We start from the raw sequence: 18,761 nt of genomic DNA on the forward strand, positions 1-18,761 counted from the left end.
CCGGTGATTGCCGGTTCAGCGCCCCAGGTGGACGACCCCGGCCCAGTGCGCCGGCGACGTCATGCTGTCTCCTTTCCGCCGCAGGGAGGCCTCGAAGCGGGCGACCCGTTCCTCGAAGGCACGGGCGAGTGGTTCCGGGAATCGGGCGGGGGCGCGGCGGTCGGGGTCGCGCATCCAGCGCTGGGCGCGGCGCAGTGCCTCGGCGGGTTCGTGTCCGGTGTGCAGGTGGTAGTGGAAGACGGCCATCAGGAAACCGGTGGTGGCGTTGGTCAGCGGCCACAGCGAGGCGATGACCGCCCCGGCACGCGCCGCGAGGAAGGCCGAGGCGACGGTGAAGCCCTCGTCGGGACGGCTGAGACTGACGTTGCTCGCGCAGCAGGCCAGTGAGACGCAGACACCGCGCGGTGGGCGGTCGTCGACCGCGGTGCCGGCCAGATCGAGGGCGCTGATCTGGTCGATGCGCAGACCGCCGTCGGCGAGCTCGATCCGCGCCCGCCAGGACTCGGTCACATCCGCCACGAGGTGCGCCGCGATGTCCACCACCGTGAACCGGTGTGCCGCGTCGGAGAGTTGGCGCAGCAGCCAGGGGCCGGTTGCCCGCGTCGCATCCGCTACGGTCGCCTCGGGATAGACCGCCTCGTGCAGGGTGCCGGTCGCCGCCCAGTCGGCCTGGCCGCCGGTGAGGCCGTTGACGAGCAGGGTGTCCTGGTCGGCCCGGACCCTGGGAAGCGCGGCGGCGGCGATGAACTGACGAGCGCCGCACACCGTCGTCATCACCAGGCGGTCCACCGCCGGTGTGCCCCGGTCCAGCACTGCCGCCGCCCACGGGACGAAGGCGAGGTCGCCCACCGGGACCAGCACCACGCGGTGCCGCCCGTCGGCACGCCGCCCGCAACGGATCGTCAACCGGCTCAACAACGGAGACAGTTGACTGCTGCCCGCCCGCTCCGCCAGGTCCGCGAGCGCGATCCGCCAGGGTGCGACGGCGGCGTCCCGCTCCTTGTCGTCCGAGGCCGGCCGGGTGCGGACCCGCAGGGCCTCCACATAGTGGGACAGCGCCTCGTCGTCACCGGGTGCGGCGGGCATGGCGACCCACTCGGCGTTCCCGTCCGGCGTGATCAGGACGGCGCCTCGCTCCAGCATGTCCTTGGCGTCCGGCGGCGGGGAGGGCAGCAGATAGACGAGCGCGTGGGCGCCGACCGCCCGCAGAGCGGCGGCCACGGACGCCACGGTCGGAGTGTCCTCGGCACGGCCGTGGCGGTCGGCCTCCAGTACCCGGGCCACCCGCGCGGCGAGCTGGTCCGGGATGCTCAGGCCCCGGCCGGGGTCACCGGGCCGGTAGGGCTGGGTACCCGCCGCTGCCGGGGGCCGCCGATCCCAGCGGTCCGCGAGGTCGTGCTCGCCGAGGGCGCGCAGCCGGGCGGCCGTGTCGGGGCGCAGCCTGGTCCGCTCCACGATGGCGCGGCCGGTCTCCAGGGCCCGTACCACGTCGTCCCACGCCCGGTCGTACGCGGCCCAGCGCGCCGCCCGCCGCGCCAGCGCCCCGGCGTCGCGAGCGAGGATCAGGGCGTCGGCGGTGTCCTCCTGTCCCATGACCGTACGGGCGTACTCGCGCAGGCAGTCGAGGGCGATCAGCCGGGACTGCGCGAAGTCGGCGTCGGGGTCGGGGCCGCCGGGGTCCGGCTGCGAGACCCGCGCGGCACGCACCTGCTCGAAGCGGGCGCGGGCCAGTTCGAGCAGCGGGGCCACACCGGGCGGCGCCGAACCGGCGGGCAGGGCGGCGTCGAACGCCTCCATGCGTGTCGTCCAGGCGTGGCTGAGGGCGCGCTTGCGCAGTCCCTCGGCGAGCCGCATCGGCCCTTCGATACGCAGTTCCCACAGCGGGCTCTGCCCGGCCTCCGCGGCGGCGGCCCGTAGTTCGGCGACAGTGGAGTCGTTGGCCGCGGCTCCGGCCAGACCGATGAGGCCGCGCAGGAGCCGCGCGAATCCGGCTTCGGGGTCGGCGTCCGGGCCGGACGAGGCCGCCGGCCCGGTGAGTGATCCGGCATGGGACAGCAGCCGTTGCCTCGCGTCCCCGCCGTCGCCGGAGACCAGCAGGAGCCAGTCGCGCAGCACCAGGACGTGCTGGTGGTCGGTGGCGTTGGGCCGGGCGCCGGCGCAGGCACGCTCCGCCCAGGGCAGCGCCTCGGTGGCGAGAGCGGCGCTGTCGCGGCCGGCCAGCTGACCGGCCAGTGCGAAGCACTGGGCGGCGAGTTGGCAGGCGACCGCGGCCAGCACCTCGCCCATCCGGGCCTTCTCCAGCCGGTCCATGGTGCGCCGGACCGTCAGGAGGGCCGCGTCCACGTGGTTGACGCCGGGGCTGAGCGGCGTACCGCAGTCCACGTCCTCACTGCCCGCCCGCTGGTGGAAGACGAGGTGGGACAGCGACTGGAGAAGGCGCAGGAGCACAGCGGCCGGTCCGGTCTGGAGGGTGTCCGACGTGTACCGGTTGAGCAGGACGAGTGCCTTGCGGACGTCGGCCATGGAGCCGGTGGTGTGGCCGCGCTGCAGGAGTGAGTGACTGAGGACGAGCAGCGCGTTGGCCACGCCGGGATGGTCGGGCGGTACGAGCGGCAGAGCCCGGGTCACGTCGTCGATGACACCGGCGATGGCGTCGTCGGAGAAGGAGTAGCGCACGAGTACGCCGCGGGCCATGGCCCGGACCAGCAGGGCGCTGGGGTATTCGGAGTCGTGGGGCGGGAGCCCGGCCAGCGCGGTGTCGCACGCCCCGACGATGTCCGGGGCACGGGAGGCCTCCAGGAGACCGACGTTGACGGCGTGGGTGGCGCCCTCCGCGAAGAGCACGGACTCGCGCAGCGCGGGCTCGTCACCCCGGTGCCGGACACCTTCGAGATAGTCCAGGACCGAGAGCAGGCCGGCCCTTCCCTCGGGCGTGTCCAGCCGGTGCTCCAGGTTCCACTTCAACTCGACGCGCGCTTCGAGCAGGCGCAGCGTCCGTGCGACGTCGGGGGCGACACCGGAATCCCCGCGGATCCGCCGCGCCTGTTCCAGAATCCCTTCGGCCCGTCCCGAGGCCATGCCCTCCTCGTCCCCGAGGAGCCGCTGAAGCTCGGTCAGTACGTCCATCACCGACAGCAGGGCCAGGTCCTGGTCGTCGGCCGGGGTCAGCCGCCGCATCTCGGCGAGGACACGCTGCCTGCGCAGCCGTAGCTTGCCCGCCAGCTTCCGGAGTGCGACGGAGCCGGGTGCGCTCTCCTCGGACAGGACCTCGGCCCGGAACTCGTGCGCCAGTTCCAGCAGATCGTCCAGCCGGACATGCACCTGGAACAGGAGGTGGAGGACCTCCAGCGGCTCCGGCGAGGCACCCCCGGTGGATTCCGCCGGGTTCTGCGAGGCCGGGTCGGCGACCAGCGACTCGTACGCGTCCTCCAGCAGGTGCAGAGCCTCCAGGCACTCGGTGACACGGAGTGCGGGATTGCCCTCCGCACGCTCGCCCGTCAGGCCCCCGGAGTGGAAGAGCAGCAGGGCGAGGCTCGTCTGGCGCGTCACCCGGTCGTGGACCCGGGTCGCCGGGGTGGTGCGACGGAGCAGAGCCGCGGTCCGGCACCGCAGCCGGTGCAGCGGCGGGGCAAGCGGCTCGGCGCGCTCGTAGTGGTCCACCTCGGCGGCGACCAGGACGGCGAGGTCCGTCATCAGCTCCGCCATGCCTGGACCGTCGGGGCCGACGGCCCACGCCCGGGCGAGGATCTCCGTCAGGTACCAGGCGTCCTTCTCGTCGGCGACCGCTCCGCCCAGCGGAAGGCCGTCCGGGCCGGCGGGAGTGGCGGGCACGGATGCCGTCATGGTGTCGCCCCACCGGTCGGGGCGGGCGAGGGGAGGGCGGGCACGGTGGCACCGGTGGCCGGGGAGGCGGCGGCCGGGAGCGGTGCGAGCGCGAAAGCCGTCGCGGGTCCGGGCTCCGGAGGCAGGGCGAACTGCGTGTGCGGCGCCTGGGACCCGCGGCGGCTGAGGTAACCGCTCAGCGTGGCACCCCGCTCGCGCTCCTCGGCGGGTGTGCCGGGGGCGGGCCAGCCGGCCACCCGGTAGATGTCGGCGCGGGCGGCGACCAGGACGGCCTCCACGCTGTCGCAGTACACGTCGACGGCGGCGCACAGCCCCCGGAAGAGCAGCAGTGCGGCGAGGGCGGCTCCGGCGGCGGCGGTCGAGAAGGCGCCGAGCACTGGTGCTCCGGCGTCGTCCCGCCACACCGCCACGCCCAGGCCCGCCACCGCTACCGGGCAGGTCAGCGCCGCCCACAGCAGGTTCTGTCCGCGCGTGGTCAGTCGGTCGGAGTCGGCCCGGAGGCGACCGCTCAGCCGGTCGGGAAGCGCCAGGTCGATCAGTTCCCAGCACGCCGCGAGGTCCCAGCCGTGTCTCCCGGTCACCCGTTCGGTCATCGCGGCGAGGCTGTTGCCGATCCGGGTCGGCGCGATCAGCAGCCGCCTCGGGTAACGGCGCCGCCGTGCCCGCGCGCGGTCCAGCGTCAGCCGGGTCAGCTCGGGGTCGGGCAGGGCGGGAGCACCCGCGCCCGGGGCCACGGGGTCGGCTGCGAGCAACTGGTCGAACACGTGTCGGTGTCGCCGTACACGCCAGGCCGTCCAGTGCCGGAACACGGAGGTCACCGGCCACGAGGTGCCTGCGAGGAAGCGGATCACGGGAGCGGAGGCCGCCGCCACGACGAGAGTCGAGCCCACCGCCGCCGCGATCGCCAGCACTCCGTACACGCACAGGGTGACGACGTCGAAGCGGCTGCCCTGGCACCACAACCCCGCGCTGTCCGGCGCGTCCGCGCAGCCGCGCGCCGGCGGGAGCCAGGACCGCACCGCCAGACCGGCCACCGCCCAGAAGACAAGGGCGCCACCGCTGATCCGGGCGAGCCAGCCCTTGGCGCGACCCACCGCGTACGTGCTCAGCAGCTCCAAGCGTTCCCCACCCCTCTCGCCCGCCTGTTCCCTCAGGGCAGGCGGTACTCGAGCCGGAGGCCGGTGTGCACCGGGCACTCCTCGATTCCGCTGTCGGTCCAGTCGGCCGTACCGCTGTGGGCCTCCGCGCAGCCGGCCGCGTTCCTGCCCCGGCAGCGCCAGGCGTAACCGTGCTCCAGGGAAGGGCCCTCGGCCGGCGGGAAGGTCGAGGCGAGATCGGCGTGTGCGCCGTCGAGGTCGTCGTACCCCGGTTCGTCCCCGGGGCGCGTCGCGGAGTCGTTCATGGTCGTCCCTGGTCGTCTGTGGCCGTCGGTCCATGACGGCGGCGGGGGCTGCGCGGCTCACCGGGAACCGCCCGGCCGGCGCGGGCCGGCGGGGCCCCGGCGGAGTCCATCATGACCTACGGTTTCCACCGAGGCATCCCAAATCCCTTCACTAGTAACGATCTTGACGATCCGTCCGATATTGTGTGCGCCTCGCGTACCGCACCTGTGCGCGGCGGGACATCCGGGGGGATGCATGAGTTCGTCGGTGTTCATCGACTGGAAGCAACTCGCGGCGGAGGAGCGCGACCGGTGTCTGCGCCTCCAGCAGGACTTCGTCGAGACGCGCGCGTACGCCCGCAGACTGGCCCGCCGTTGCGCCGCGACCCAGGCGGTCACCGGAGCCCGTATCGGCGTACCGCTGGTCGTCACACCGGGTATCGAGGAGGGTTCCGGCGCGCTGGCCGAGCAACTGGGCGCGTTGCGCGCGCGGCTGACCGAGGTGGAGGAGCAACTGGACTCCGCCGCACGGGGGTTCGCCCGCGAGCGGGCTGCGGCCCGCCCCGCGCGACAGGCGGCGGCGCCCCCGGCCCGCCCGAGTTCCACGGCTGCGGGGGAACTCGCCGCGTGGCGCGAGCGGGAGAACGCGCGCCGGCGGGCCGAGGCCGAGGCGGCAGCCGAGCGGGCCCGAGCCGAGACGGCCGAACGCGCGGCGGCGACCACGCTCGCCCGCGCCGCCGAACTGGCCGAGGCGCTGCCCGGCCGTGCCGAGGAGGTGCACGGCGCGGCCCGCGCGGTACTGGCCGGCGCACCCGGTGCCGAGGACGCCTTCGCGCGGCTCGCCACGGCGGGCCGGGAGGCGGAGCGCGCCGCACGCGCCCGGGAGGAGGCCACGATGCTGCGCGAGCGGCTCGCGCTGGTGACCGCGCAGGTCTCCGCCGCCCGACACCCCAAGGCCGCCGGCTACGCGGACACGCTGCGGGCCCGCGAGGCCGAGTGCGAGGACGACGCCGCGCGGCTGGGCGACCTGCTGCGGCTCGCGCAGGAGGTGCTCGGCAGGCTCACCGCCGCCGAGAGCCGCGCCGAGCTGATCGCGGCGGTGCACGCGGCGATGAACGAGGTGTGGTCCGTCACCGACGAGACCGGCCCCATGACCGCGGAGCACCACGAAAGCGCGGCGGGGCACCCCGACAACGCGCTCTTCGTCCCCCTCCCCGGCACGTTCCCGCACCACGCCGTCCGCTTCGACCTGGACGACGCGGACCTGCTGACCGCGGAGATCGTCCGGACGCACGACGGAGACCCGGCGGCGGACCGGGCGGCTCAGGAGCACATGTGCGCGGACATGGACGAGCTGACCGCGCGGCTCGCCGCCCGTGGCTTCGCGAGCACCTGGCGGGAGCAGGCCCCGGCGGGAGCGTTCGCCGCCGAGACCGTCGCCCGCTCGGAAAGCGGCGCGGAGGCGGCGGGACGCGCGGAGGCCGAGGCCGCCGCGATCAGCCGGGCCCGGGCGGCGGCCCGGCAGACGGCGACGCAGCGCAGGGACCCGGCGCGAGGTGACGGATGAGCACTCCCCCCGACGCACGGACGGCCCTGCCCGAGGCATGGATGCGCGAGGTGGACCTCTCGCTGTCCCTCGCACCGCATCTGCTGCTCACCGGCAATGTCCGTGACTTCCATCAACTGCCGACGCCCGACGGCCGCGTACGGCTGCTGACCGTGCAGGAGGTGCTGTGGGAGGTGTGCGGCGCACGGCAGTACGGCGCGATGCTGGCCCTCGACCCGTTGCGCGGCCTGGAGCGGGTGGACGACCCGGAGGAGCCGCGCACCCCCGCCCTGCGGACCGCGGACGAGAGGGTCGCGGACCTGCTCCGGACGTACGAGGACGCGGAGTTCGACTCGGTCCAGCTGCGCGCACTCCTGGTGGCCCTGCACGATCTGTTCAGCGGGGCGGACGGACTGACCGTGCCGGTCGCCCTGGTGGTCCCCTACGCCGCCCACGCCCTGCCTGGCGACACCGTGATGCGCGCCGACCGCATGCTGTTCACCGCGATCGAGGCACTGGGCCACACCGCCCCCACGATCCCGATGCAGGGCCGTCCGGGGCAGGGGACGTTCGGGCTCACGCTGATCTGGGTGTGCGAGCAGCAGGACCAACTGCCCCCGGCCTTCCCGGTGGCCAGCGACTCGGTTCGGGTGATCCGGCTGCTGCGCCCGAACCTCGACCGCCGTACCCAGCTCGCGGCCCGCTTCGTCGGGCGCGTGTTCAACACCGAGGCGCGGGAGGAGGAACTGAAGTCGGTCGCGGGTGCCACCGACGGGATGACCGCGCGTCAGCTGCGTACGACCGTCCTGACCGCCGCCACGCTGCCACCGGGACCCACCGTCTTCTCCGACGCGGCCCGGCTGGTGCGGGTGGGCATCACCGACGACCCCTGGGCGGGCGACACCGTGCGCCGCCAACTCGCCGGTGCCGACGCCTACTTGTCGCAACGGGTGCTGGGCCAGCCGACGGCGGTGCGCAAGACCGTGGACGTACTCACCCGAGCCGCGGTCGGACTGACCGGTGCGCAGTCCTCGGCGGCCCGCAACCGCCCGCGCGGTGTCCTCTTCCTCGCGGGGCCCACAGGTGTCGGCAAGACGGAACTGGCCCGGGCGGTCACCACGCTGCTCCTCGGCGAGGAGGCACAACCGGTGCGCTTCGACATGTCGGAGTTCCGCGTGGACGAGAGCCGCCAACGCCTCATCGGCGCCCCGCCCGGCTACGTCGGGTACGACTCCGGCGGCGAACTCACCAACGCGGTACGGGCGCAGCCCGCCTGTGTGCTGCTCTTCGACGAGATCGAGAAGGCCCACGAACGCATCCTCGACCTGTTCCTCCAGATCCTGGACGACGGCCGGCTCACCGACAGCCGGGGCAGCACGGTGTACTTCTCCGAGTGCTTCATCATCTTCACCTCCAACCTCGGCACCCAGCCCACGAAGCAGGAGAACGGGAACGACCCGGACGCGGCCGTTGGCCTGGCCGAGGACCTGCTCAAACAGTTCACCGAGGACCCGGCGGGCTACTTCGGTCACTTCCGGGCCGCGTACGAGGACTTCTTCGACCGCAAGATCGGCCGTCCGGAACTGCGCAACCGGCTCGGCGACAACTACGTCACCCTCGGGTTCATCGAGGAGAAGGCCGCCGGCCAGGTCCTGGACCGCTCGCTCGACTCGGTGGTGGCACGGGTCCGGTCGGTTCACAAGACCGAACTGGTCATCAGCGAGGACGCGCGCGACGACCTGATGGACGCTGCCATGGCCAATCTCGGCCTCGGGGCCCGGGGCATCCTCAACATCGTGGAGAGCGCGGTGGTCAACCCGCTCAGCCGGGAGCTGTTCCGGACACCGAGGGGTGAGGGCACCCGGATCACCCTGTCGAACCTCCTCCAGGAGAACGACGGTTGGAGACCGGTATGGGACTGACCGACGGGGAGCAGGCCGCAACGGCTGCGGGGAGCACGGCGCTTCGGATCAACCGCATGCACTTCCCGGTCACCGCCCTGGGGCCCGGCCGACGGCTCGGCGTGTGGACCCAGGGCTGCTCGGTGCGCTGCGCGGGCTGCCTCGCCCACGACACCTGGTCGTCCGAGAACGGGTCCGTTCTCACCGCCGAGGACTTCAGGGACATCTGGCGGCGGGCGCTCGACGGGGGCGCGGACGGGCTCACCGTGTCCGGCGGCGAGCCGGGCGACCAGCCGGAAGCACTGACCGCACTGCTGAGGGTCGCCCGCGAGGAGACGGCCGACCGCCCCGCAGACCTCCTCGTCTACACGGGCCACCCACTGGAGGTCCTGGAGCGGCGCGCCCCCCAGGTGACCGGCGGCCTCGCGGACGCGGTGATCAGCGAGCCCTTCCGGGCCGACGCGCCGACCACCCTGATCTGGCGCGGCTCGGCCAACCAGATCGTCACCCCGCTCACCCCCCTCGGACGGGAACGCTACGGCCCGTGGCTGGAGCACCACCCCGAACGCGCGCCGATGCAACTGGTGACGTCGGACAGCGACGCCTGGCTCATCGGCGTACCCAGGTCGGGCGAACTGCCCCTGCTGGAAAAGGCGTTGCGTACGGCCGGCTTCCGCCATGGACAGGTGTCCTGGCGCCCCGCCCGTCGTACAGCCCCGGCCGCCGGGCCCGAACCCGGCGATGAACCCCCGGCGGTCACCCCGCCCACCGCCCCGTCCGGCCCCGCCAAGAAGGAGACCGACCGGTGAAGTACTTCTGCCGGGACGGTGAGCACGCCAGCGCCACCGCCTACTGCGACGAGCACGACTGCGACACCGTGAAGGTCAGGCGTGCGCAGGACACCACGCCCCCGCGCACCGGACCGGCCGGAAACAGCGATACGGCGGATCCCATCGACGACCTGCTGCGCGACGCGGGCACGGCGGGTACGAAGGACTCGACGCGGGAATCCGCGAGCGAGCCGGACGAAGGGCAGGTGGAACTCCCGCCCGGCGTCAGGCGCCACTACCGGCTCCTGGAGATGCTCCCCGCCGAGGCCGCCGTCGGCGGGCGCCTCTGGCTGGCCGCGCCGGTGGACAGCCCACAGGGGATCGTCCTGCTCAAGGTGCACGCACGCGGTTTCCAGCCGAGCGCGGCCAAGGACCGGCTGCGGAACGGCGACCCAGGTGCCGTGGCCCGTCTCGCCGGCGGAGTGGAGACCATGCCCGACGGCAGCCGAACCGTCACCTGGGAGACATTGCGGCCACCCGGCGGCGGAACACTGCGGAAGGCGCTGGACGACTCGCTCACACGGCCGGGTGGCCCGCCGGGCCGTCTCGGCGGGCTGGCCGAACCGACCGTCCGGGCCCTGCTCACCGGCTTGGCGGAGCTGCTGGAGACCTGGGAACGCGACTTCGCGGCGGTCCCCGTGAACATCTCGCCGGACACGCTGTACCTGCGCGAGCCGGGCGGCTCCCAACTGGTGCTCCCGGACCTGGACGGCGCGGCCGTGCTGGGCGAGGAGTGCGCGCGGGGGCCGCGCCCGCCGCTGACGCGCTATCTGGCCCCCGCCCATCTGGTGCCGCAGGGACGCTGGGGGGTCCGCAGCGCCTGGGCGAGTGTGGCCGCCGTGGTCCACGAACTCCTCACCGGCCGACCACGGATCGAGCCGGGCCAGGATCCCGACGAGCTGACGGACGCACTGCTCCACCCGCCGGCCGCCGACACCGGCGACGCACACTGGAACGGCCTCCTCGACCAGCTGGCCGGTGGCCGCCTGGGGGCGGCGGAAGTACGGGCCTGGTGCGCGGAACGGGAGTCCGCGACAGCCCCCGTCGAGCCGTTCCTGTACGGCGACCGGCCCTACGACGACCCGGCGGAACTGGTGTCGGCCCTGATCGATTCGGGCACGCACGGCCTGCTCTGGCTCGGCGCGCCGGACAACACCGAGCGGCTGGCCGGGTGGCTGGAGACCCGCGCGCCCCAGTCGGACCGGAGCCCGCTCGACCGGTTCCTCCACTCACCGGGCAGCCCCTACGCGGCGGACCAGGCGCTGGCGGCACTCGCGGCGGAGTTCGTCCCCTTCGTCCAGCCACGCTTCCGGGGCGATGTCATCGACGAGGACGGTCTGGTGGCGCTGGCCGCGCGCGAGGACATCACGGTGTTGCGCATGGTGCTCGACAGCGGTGTGCTGGCCGGCGCGGCCCGCCAGACCTGCGCCCGGCACGGTGGCGAGCCCGGCTGCCCGGCGCTGCGCGGCCTGGCCGAGAAGGTGTCCAGGGCCCTGGAGACGGCCGCCCAGGAGACCACTCGCACCGCGCAGGCGCTGGAGCGCGAACGCGCGGACGAGACAGACGGGTTGCGGGCCGACGCGGCCCAGCACCTGATCCCGGCCGGCCCCGGCTGGTACGACCAGGACACCGCCCTGTCCACCGTGGTCCGGCTGGTCGCCGGCGACGAGGACTTCCTCGGGCACTGCCGTGAACGCCTGTCGAAGGCACGGCCCGTCGCGGGCACCCCACGCTGGTGGAGCCGTCTGCACGACCAGACGACCGAATCGCTGGGCCGTGATCCAGCGGGCCCGCTCGGGGCGACGGCGGCGGGGCTGGTGGCGGCGGCGCTGGCCTTCGACCGTCAGGTCATGGCGTTCCGCCGCGACCTGCGGCGGGCCCGCCGCATCGACACCGGCCGCCGCCTCAACGAGGGTGTCCGGCGGGCGACCCGGAGCGTGCGCTCCCGCTTCTCCCGCTCCGCGCAGGACCGGGACGAGGCCCGTACCCGGCGCCGGCAGTCCATGGACCTGGTGCACAGCAGACTGCTGAGCCTGAGATGGCTCTGGCTGACGGTGTTCGCCATCGGCCTGCTCGACGTGATCGGCTACACGGCGTACGGCTGGGTGCCTTACACCCCGCCCCCGCCCCCGCCCGCGGCGTCGGCCGCCGCACACCACACCACCACGGCGCGCACGCCGTTCACCGCTTCCGGGATCGCCCTGACCGACCGGCGGGGCAAGCAGACCGGCAAGCCCGGGCCCACGCCGAAACCGGAGGACACGTCCCCGACCTGGCGCTCCCGTTCCCAGCTCTGGCACGAAGCCACCACCGACGCGGCACCGAAGGCGGCCGAACTGGTGACGTCCCTCCACGACTTCTCCGACCAGGTGACCGAGGACCGCCCGGACTGGACCGAGGACGGCGCGTTCTTCGCCTTCGGCACCCGGGCACCGGACGAACTCCCGTGGCTGCTGCCCACCCTGCTCATGCTCGGCTCGGCGGCGGGCCTGCGCTGGGCGGTCCGGGGCCGCACCCGCGCCCTCCGCCTCACCTGCGCCGTCGTGGCCACCCTGACCACCGCGGCCGTCCTGTGGCACCTGTGGGCGGACGGCCTCACCCACACCCTCCTGGCCACGGCGTACGCCCTCGACTTCTGGCACGGGACGGCTTGGGTGGTGGGGGCGCTGGGCGTCGCGCTGTGGGTGTGCGGCGGGCGGGGGACCGCACCGGTGCCGATGCGGAGGAACGTCGGCTATGGGTGACCCCAGGGGTGGCGAGGCGGCAACGTACACGGCTTTCGCCTGGCAGGACCGGCCGCACCGGAGGACAGGAACGCGCCGGTCGGGCCCGCCCCTCAGCACTCGATGATGTTGACCGCAAGCCCGCCCCGGGCCGTCTCCTTGTACTTGACGTACATGTGGACGGCTGCTGATCACGGGGTTGACCTGCGGTTTTGATATACCCAGGCTTGCCTTGAATCACGTCAGGGACTTTTTGGGGACTTCTTGGCGGGGCTGATCACAACGTATTCCATGCTGCGTGAGACGCCTGTGGGGTTGGGTCGTTGATGCTTGGGCGGCATCCGATGACTTCGGTGAGCCCCGCACTCGTAATGCGTAGGTTGCAGGTTCGCCCTTGAAGCCTGGCCGGTCGGCCGGGTCTGGTTCATGACCACGTGAGGGTCGCCGCACTCCAAGTGAGGGTGATGGCATCGTCGTTGAGAAGTGTGTCGGCGAAGGCGGTGACCTGTAGGACGACGTCGGTGAAGCGTTCGGGGTAGCCGGTTGCGGCGGGGCCTTGTCGGCGGCGCCAGGCGGTGTACGAGGTCTGGCGGCGCTCGCCGAGGTCGCTGATGGCGGTGCTGAGGGGTTTCAGGGTGATGCCGCGGTGTGCGGCGGTGGCGGTCAGCGCGGTGGTGAGTTCCTGGCCGTCGAGGTCGTTGAGGGTGAGCAGCCGGTAGAGATCGCCGTAGTCGCGGTCGCGGGTGTTGAGGTCGCCGAGTGAGACGGCGGTGGAGAGTTTCTCGGCGATGACGGTGGCGAGCGGGTAGCCGAGGAGCTGGAAGCTGTCCGTCGTGAGTTGCTGTGGGTAGTCGATGATTCGGGGGCCGGGAGTGACTGGATCGCCGAAGCTGACATCAAGTTGGAGCTTGAGTCGTGCTCGGGCGATGGAGGCGCCCATGGACAGACGCAGACCGTGGTACTCGTCCTCCTCGCGGATGGGCACAGTCTTGAGCGTCGCAGGATCGAATGCGACGCCGTCGTCGATCTCGGTGGCGGCGATGCCGGCGATCCTGCGAATGATCTCCGCTTCGTCGCCTGCAAAAGAGCGGCCGAGGATGTCGATGTCGCGGGTCATCCGGCGTGCGCCGAACTGGGCGAGGAGCAGGCCGCCCTTGAGTACGAAGTGTTCGCGGCCGAGGGGTGACGCGGCCAGGCGGTAGAGGAAGCGTTCGAGGACGTACTCGACCATGATCTCGTCCGTGGACCGGCTGGCGCGGCAAGCCAGGTTGCGCAGGTCGTTGTAGACGCGGCCGGCGGTGGTGTCACGAGTGGGGTTGGCCATCAGGCGAGCACCGCCTCAACGGCAGGGCGGATAACGGAGAGAGCACCCAACTCGCGCGCGACGTCCTGGAGTTCGCCGATGTTACGGCGTCCGCCCTGGCGCAGATAGCGGCCGAGCGCGGACAGGGCGAGGGTCTCGCCGATGCGGCTGCGGTGGCGCATTGCGTCGACGACGCTGCGGGCGGCGCTGTACACGGGGATGGTTTCTCCTGGGGCTGCTTCGAATCGTTCGACGCCGAGGGCGAAGGTCGTCGGGGCGTACTGCGCCACTACGGTGGGTGGGTAGGAGATTGTGGGGCGGCGTGTACCGCGCGGCACGGCGATGTGTACCGCTGCGGGGATGTCGTCGATCAGCTCGTGCAGGGCCAGAGCGGACTCGCCGCACACGACGGCGCGAGGAGTCCGTGCGCACACGGCCAGCAGATCCGCGTGCGCGGTCTCTGGTGCGTCTGCCCGTCGGTAGACCCCCCGGGACAGTTCGTCTATCTCTCCCGCCGCGACCAAGGACGCCAGATCACGAGGGGAGAGCAGGACCTGACGTGCTTGCGCCGTAGTGAACGTGGGGGAGAGGCCGGTCAGCCGCTGCTCCAAGCGCGGGTTCTCCGCAGCACTCATGTATCGAATGGTACCCCTCTGGAGGTTTCAGGGGATCGATTTGATACATCCTGGCGACGGTTGGCGGTCAGGGCGAGTCGGAACAGCGATCGAAGAGGTTACGAACCTCCAGGTCAGGCTCCCGCCCCATGGGATTTCCTGGGGACTTTCGGGGATTTCCCGCCGCATAAGCAGGGAAGGCCCCGACAGCACCGAAAGACACGAACGTGCTGGTTAGGGCCTGTTGCCTCAGCACTCGATGATGTTCACCGCAAGCCCACCCCGCGCCGTCTCCTTGTACTTGACGCTCATGTCGGCCCCCGTCTCCTTCATCGTCTTGATGACCTTGTCCAGGGACACCTTGTGCGAGCCGTCTCCCCGCATCGCCATCCGTGCCGCCGTGACCGCCTTCACGGCGGCCATGCCGTTGCGTTCGATGCACGGGATCTGGACCAGGCCGCCGACCGGATCGCAGGTCAGGCCGAGATTGTGTTCCATGCCGATCTCGGCCGCGTTCTCGACCTGTTCGGGGCTGCCGCCGAGCACCTCGGCCAGTGCGCCCGCCGCCATCGAGCAGGCCGAGCCCACCTCGCCCTGGCAGCCGACCTCCGCGCCGGAGATGGACGCGTTCTCCTTGAACAGCATGCCGATCGCGCCGGCGGCGAGCATGAAACGGACCACGCCCTCCTCGTCGGCGCCCGGTACGAAGTTGATGTAGTAGTGCAGGACCGCCGGGATGATGCCCGCGGCCCCGTTCGTCGGGGCCGTCACAACCCGGCCGCCCGCCGCGTTCTCCTCGTTCACCGCCATCGCGTAGAGCGTGATCCACTCCATCGCGCGCGCCAACGGCTCGCCCTCCGCCCGGAGTTGACGCGCCGACATGGCCGCGCGGCGGCGGACCCGGAGTCCGCCCGGCAGGATGCCCTCGCGGGACATACCGCGGGACACACACGTCTGCATCACGCGCCAGATGTCCAGCAGCCCGGAGCGGATCTCGTCCTCCGTGCGCCAGGCCCGCTCGTTCTCCAGCATCAGCGCGGAGATCGACAGACCCGTCTCCTTCGCCAGGCGCAACAGCTCGTCGCCCGTACGGAAGGGGTACTTCAGCGCCGTGTCGTCGAGCTTGATCCGGTCGGCGCCGACTGCGTCCTCGTCGACGACGAATCCGCCGCCCACCGAGTAGTACGTCTTCGAGAGGAGTTCGGCGCCCGAGGCGTCGTACGCCCACAGGGTCATGCCGTTCGCGTGGTAGGGCAGTGTCTTGCGGCGGTGCAGGACCAGGTCGTCGTCGAAGGAGAAGCCGATCTCGTGGTCGTCCAGCAACCTGAGCCGCCCGGACTCCTTGATCTGCTCCACCCGTTCGTCGGCACCCTCGACGTCCACCGTGCGCGGTGAGGCGCCCTCCAGGCCGAGCAGCACCGCCTTGGGGGTGCCATGGCCGTGTCCGGTCGCGCCCAGCGAGCCGTACAGCTCCGCGCGGACCGACGCGACCGCCCCGAGGACGTCCTCGTTGCGCAGTCGGCGGGCGAACAGCCGGGCCGCGCGCATCGGGCCGACCGTGTGGGAGCTGGACGGGCCGATACCGATCGAGAACAGGTCGAAGACCGAGATGGCCACGGGAACTCCTCAGAACGGGGGCGGTGGGCTCCGCACGGGGCGGAGCCCACTCACTCCAGGGGTGCTACTTGGTCAGGCCGGGGTACAGCGGGTGCTTGTCGGCCAGCGCCTTCACGCGTGCCTTCAGAGCATCGGCGTCGTACGACGGCTTCAGGGTCTCGGCGATGACGTCCGCGACCTCGGTGAAGTCCTCGGCCGTGAAGCCGCGGGTGGCCAGCGCCGGGGTGCCGATCCGCAGGCCCGACGTCACCATCGGGGGACGCGGGTCGTTCGGGATCGCGTTCCGGTTGACGGTGATGCCGACCTCGTGGAGACGGTCCTCCGCCTGCTTGCCGTCCAGCTCGGAGTTGCGCAGGTCCACAAGGACCAGGTGGACGTCCGTACCGCCGGAGAGGACGGACACGCCGTGCTCGGCGACGTCCGCGCGCACCAGACGCTCGGCGAGGAGCCGCGCGCCCTCGACCGTACGCTGCTGGCGCTCCTTGAACTCCTCGCTCGCGGCGACCTTGAAGGAGACGGCCTTCGCGGCGATCACATGCTCCAGGGGACCGCCCTGGAAGCCCGGGAAGACGGACGAGTTCAGCTTCTTCGCGAACTCCTTCTTCGCCAGGATGATGCCGCCGCGCGGGCCGCCCAGCGTCTTGTGGGTCGTCGAGGTGACGACGTCCGCGTACGGCACCGGGTTCGGGTGCAGGCCCGCCGCGACCAGACCGGCGAAGTGCGCCATGTCGACCCAGAGGTGGGCCCCGACCTCGTCCGCGATACGGCGGAACTCCGCGAAGTCCAGCTGCCTCGGGTACGCCGACCAGCCCGCGATGATCACCTTCGGGCGGTGCTCCTTGGCGAGCTGCTCCAGCTCGGCCATGTCGACCAGACCGGCCTCGTCCACGTGGTAGGCGACCACGTCGAACTGCTTGCCGGAGAAGTTCAGCCGCATCCCGTGGGTGAGATGGCCGCCGTGGGCCAGGTCCAGGCCGAGGATGGTGTCGCCGGGCTGGGCCAGCGCGAACAGCGCGGCCTGGTTGGCGGAGGCGCCCGAGTGCGGCTGCACGTTGGCGTACTCGGCGCCGAACAGTTCCTTGACCCGGTCGATCGCGATCTGCTCGGCGACGTCGACGTGCTCGCAGCCGCCGTAGTAGCGGCGGCCGGGGTAGCCCTCGGCGTACTTGTTGGTGAGAACCGAGCCCTGGGCCTCCATGACGGCGACCGGAGCGAAGTTCTCCGAGGCGATCATCTCCAGGGTGGACTGCTGGCGGTTCAGCTCGGCGTCGACGGCGGCGGCGATGTCCGGGTCGAGCTCGTGCAGGGGAGTGTTCAGAAGCGACATGGGGTCAGTAGGTCCTTACGTCCTTGTGCCTGGGGGACTCAGCTGCCGGAGAACGCGGTGTACTCGTCCGCGGAGAGCAGGTCGCCCGGCTCGTCCGCGACGCGCACCTTGAAGAGCCAGCCGCCTTCGAAGGGGGCGGAGTTCACCAGTGACGGATCGTTGGAGACGTCCTCGTTGACCTCGGTGACCTCACCGGTGACCGGGGAGTACAGGTCGCTGACGGACTTGGTCGACTCCAGCTCACCGCAGGTCTCGCCCGCGGTCACCGTGGCGCCGACCTCGGGAAGCTGTACGTACACGACATCGCCGAGCGCGTTGGCCGCGTGCTCGGTGATACCGACCGTCGAGACGCCGTTCTCGGCGCCCGACAGCCACTCGTGCTCCTTGCTGTAGCGCAGCTGCTGGGGGTTGCTCATGGCCTGAATTCTCCTGTACGCGGGGGACTGGTCATGCATGGGGTTACTACAGGCACTGCCCGTCAGCAGGGCAGGACACGGGATACGGGATACCGGTTGCTTCTGACGCCGGGGTGACGGCCGGGGCTACTTCCGGCGCTTGTAGAAGGGCAGCGCCACGACCTCGTACGGCTCGTGGCTGCCCCGGATGTCCACGCCCACGCCCGCCGTGCCCGGCGCCGAGTACGCGGCGTCGACGTACGCCATCGCGATCGGCTTCCCGAGGGTGGGGGAGGGGGCGCCCGAGGTGACCTCGCCGATCACCCGGCCGCCGGCGACGACCGCGTACCCGGCGCGCGGGACGCGACGGCCCTCGGCGACCAGACCGACGAGTACCCGCGGCGGCTCGTACGAAGCGCGCTCGGCGGCCTCGCGCAGGGCCGCCCGGCCCACGAAGTCGCCCGCCTTCTCGAACTTCACGACCCTGCCGAGGCCGGCGTCGAAAGGGTTGAGGGAGGTGGTCAGTTCATGGCCGTACAGCGGCATGCCCGCCTCCAGGCGGAGCGTGTCCCGGCAGGACAGACCGCAGGGGACCAGCCCGACGGGCGTGCCCGCGTCGGTCAGCGCCTGCCACACCTTCTCCGCGTCGTCCGGCGCCACGAACAGTTCGAAGCCGTCCTCGCCGGTGTAGCCGGTGCGCGCGATCAGGGCCGGGACACCGGCGACCGTGCCCGGCAGGCCCGCGTAGTACTTCAAGCCGTCGAGATCGGCGTCGGTGAGGGCGGCGAGGATGCCGGGGGCCTGAGGGCCCTGCACGGCGATCAGCGCGTAGGCGTCCCGGTCGTCGCGGACCAGCGCGTCGAAGCCGTCGGCGCGCTCCAGCAGGGCGTCGAGCACTACCTGCGCGTTGCCCGCGTTGGCCACGACGAGGTATTCGGTCTCGGCCAGGCGGTAGACGATCAGGTCGTCCAGGATGCCGCCGTCGGCCCGGCAGATCATGGTGTAGCGGGCGCGCCCGACGGCGACCGACCCGATGTTGCCGACGAGGGCGTGGTCAAGCAGGGCGGCGGCCTCGGCCCCCGTCACGGTGATCTCGCCCATGTGGGACAGATCGAAGAGGCCGGCCTTCGTGCGCACGGCCAGGTGCTCGTCGCGCTCGGAGCCGTACCGCAGGGGCATGTCCCAGCCGGCGAAGTCGGTCATGGTCGCGCCGAGCGAACGATGCAGGGCATCGAGGGCGGTCAGACGCAGAGGGGTGCTGCTCATCGGTAGTGCTCCCAG

General features: G+C 72.1%; 13 protein-coding genes. 4 read left to right on the top strand and 9 right to left on the bottom strand.

Annotated features, from left to right (window positions below):
* Window positions 1-15: 15 nt before the first annotated feature.
* From OHN74_RS30760 to OHN74_RS30770, 3 genes are read right to left on the bottom strand one after another with little or no spacing between them, the layout of a single operon-like run.
* Window positions 16-3,843: a CHAT domain-containing protein gene (locus tag OHN74_RS30760; protein ID WP_327697825.1), complete on the bottom strand. Its 3,828-nt coding sequence runs from the start codon at window positions 3,841-3,843 to the stop codon at window positions 16-18.
* Complete coding sequence (locus OHN74_RS30765; RefSeq protein WP_327697826.1) at window positions 3,840-4,961, bottom strand: hypothetical protein; 1,122 nt, start codon at window positions 4,959-4,961, stop codon at window positions 3,840-3,842. The genes OHN74_RS30760 and OHN74_RS30765 overlap by 4 nt, the downstream gene beginning before the upstream one ends.
* A gap of 32 nt (window positions 4,962-4,993) precedes the next feature.
* Window positions 4,994-5,245: a hypothetical protein gene (locus OHN74_RS30770; RefSeq protein ID WP_327697827.1), complete on the bottom strand. Its 252-nt coding sequence runs from the start codon at window positions 5,243-5,245 to the stop codon at window positions 4,994-4,996.
* Window positions 5,246-5,480: 235 nt separating this feature from the next.
* On the opposite strand from OHN74_RS30770, the gene OHN74_RS30775 reads away from it, so the two are divergent.
* From OHN74_RS30775 to OHN74_RS30790, 4 genes are read left to right on the top strand one after another with little or no spacing between them, the layout of a single operon-like run.
* A complete protein-coding gene (locus OHN74_RS30775; protein ID WP_327697828.1) occupies window positions 5,481-6,791 on the top strand; it encodes a hypothetical protein in 1,311 nt (436 codons plus the stop codon).
* Window positions 6,788-8,692 (top strand): AAA family ATPase, encoded by a 1,905-nt coding sequence (locus tag OHN74_RS30780; RefSeq protein WP_327697829.1) that lies wholly within the window; start codon window positions 6,788-6,790, stop codon window positions 8,690-8,692. Before OHN74_RS30775 ends, OHN74_RS30780 begins: the two co-directional genes overlap by 4 nt.
* A complete protein-coding gene (locus OHN74_RS30785) occupies window positions 8,683-9,480 on the top strand; it encodes a 4Fe-4S single cluster domain-containing protein (RefSeq protein WP_327697830.1) in 798 nt (265 codons plus the stop codon). The genes OHN74_RS30780 and OHN74_RS30785 overlap by 10 nt, the downstream gene beginning before the upstream one ends.
* Window positions 9,477-12,245 (top strand): hypothetical protein, encoded by a 2,769-nt coding sequence (locus OHN74_RS30790; protein ID WP_327697831.1) that lies wholly within the window; start codon window positions 9,477-9,479, stop codon window positions 12,243-12,245. Before OHN74_RS30785 ends, OHN74_RS30790 begins: the two co-directional genes overlap by 4 nt.
* 403 nt (window positions 12,246-12,648) lie before the next feature.
* On the opposite strand, the gene OHN74_RS30795 is transcribed toward OHN74_RS30790, so the two are convergent.
* From OHN74_RS30795 to gcvT, 6 genes are all read right to left on the bottom strand, one after another.
* Window positions 12,649-13,548 carry a nucleotidyl transferase AbiEii/AbiGii toxin family protein gene (locus tag OHN74_RS30795; protein WP_327697832.1) on the bottom strand — a complete coding sequence of 300 codons (900 nt, stop codon included), beginning with the start codon at window positions 13,546-13,548 and terminating at the stop codon, window positions 12,649-12,651.
* On the bottom strand, window positions 13,548-14,162 hold the full coding sequence (locus OHN74_RS30800) for a type IV toxin-antitoxin system AbiEi family antitoxin domain-containing protein (protein WP_327697833.1): 615 nt from the start codon (window positions 14,160-14,162) through the stop codon (window positions 13,548-13,550). The genes OHN74_RS30795 and OHN74_RS30800 overlap by 1 nt, the downstream gene beginning before the upstream one ends.
* Before the next feature lie 228 nt (window positions 14,163-14,390).
* A complete protein-coding gene (locus tag OHN74_RS30805; protein WP_327697834.1) occupies window positions 14,391-15,758 on the bottom strand; it encodes an L-serine ammonia-lyase in 1,368 nt (455 codons plus the stop codon).
* A gap of 64 nt (window positions 15,759-15,822) precedes the next feature.
* Window positions 15,823-17,085 carry a serine hydroxymethyltransferase gene (glyA, locus tag OHN74_RS30810; protein WP_327697835.1) on the bottom strand — a complete coding sequence of 421 codons (1,263 nt, stop codon included), beginning with the start codon at window positions 17,083-17,085 and terminating at the stop codon, window positions 15,823-15,825.
* A 38-nt stretch (window positions 17,086-17,123) separates the two neighbouring features.
* Window positions 17,124-17,501 (bottom strand): glycine cleavage system protein GcvH, encoded by a 378-nt coding sequence (gene gcvH, locus OHN74_RS30815; protein WP_327697836.1) that lies wholly within the window; start codon window positions 17,499-17,501, stop codon window positions 17,124-17,126.
* Between the two features lie 126 nt (window positions 17,502-17,627).
* A complete protein-coding gene (gcvT, locus tag OHN74_RS30820; RefSeq protein ID WP_327697837.1) occupies window positions 17,628-18,746 on the bottom strand; it encodes a glycine cleavage system aminomethyltransferase GcvT in 1,119 nt (372 codons plus the stop codon).
* Between the last annotated feature and the right edge of the window lie 15 nt (window positions 18,747-18,761).

The organism is Streptomyces sp. NBC_00459, assembly GCF_036013955.1.
GTDB lineage: Bacteria > Actinomycetota > Actinomycetes > Streptomycetales > Streptomycetaceae > Streptomyces.

Coding starts and splice junctions, on each gene's coding strand:
- OHN74_RS30770 (WP_327697827.1), bottom strand. CDS start 5,245: ATGAACGACTCCGCGACGCGCCCCGGGGACGAACCGGGGTACGACGAC.
- OHN74_RS30760 (WP_327697825.1), bottom strand. CDS start 3,843: ATGACGGCATCCGTGCCCGCCACTCCCGCCGGCCCGGACGGCCTTCCG.
- gcvH (WP_327697836.1), bottom strand. CDS start 17,501: ATGAGCAACCCCCAGCAGCTGCGCTACAGCAAGGAGCACGAGTGGCTG.
- OHN74_RS30780 (WP_327697829.1), top strand. CDS start 6,788: ATGAGCACTCCCCCCGACGCACGGACGGCCCTGCCCGAGGCATGGATG.
- glyA (WP_327697835.1), bottom strand. CDS start 17,085: ATGTCGCTTCTGAACACTCCCCTGCACGAGCTCGACCCGGACATCGCC.
- gcvT (WP_327697837.1), bottom strand. CDS start 18,746: ATGAGCAGCACCCCTCTGCGTCTGACCGCCCTCGATGCCCTGCATCGT.
- OHN74_RS30800 (WP_327697833.1), bottom strand. CDS start 14,162: ATGAGTGCTGCGGAGAACCCGCGCTTGGAGCAGCGGCTGACCGGCCTC.
- OHN74_RS30785 (WP_327697830.1), top strand. CDS start 8,683: ATGGGACTGACCGACGGGGAGCAGGCCGCAACGGCTGCGGGGAGCACG.
- OHN74_RS30795 (WP_327697832.1), bottom strand. CDS start 13,548: ATGGCCAACCCCACTCGTGACACCACCGCCGGCCGCGTCTACAACGAC.
- OHN74_RS30775 (WP_327697828.1), top strand. CDS start 5,481: ATGAGTTCGTCGGTGTTCATCGACTGGAAGCAACTCGCGGCGGAGGAG.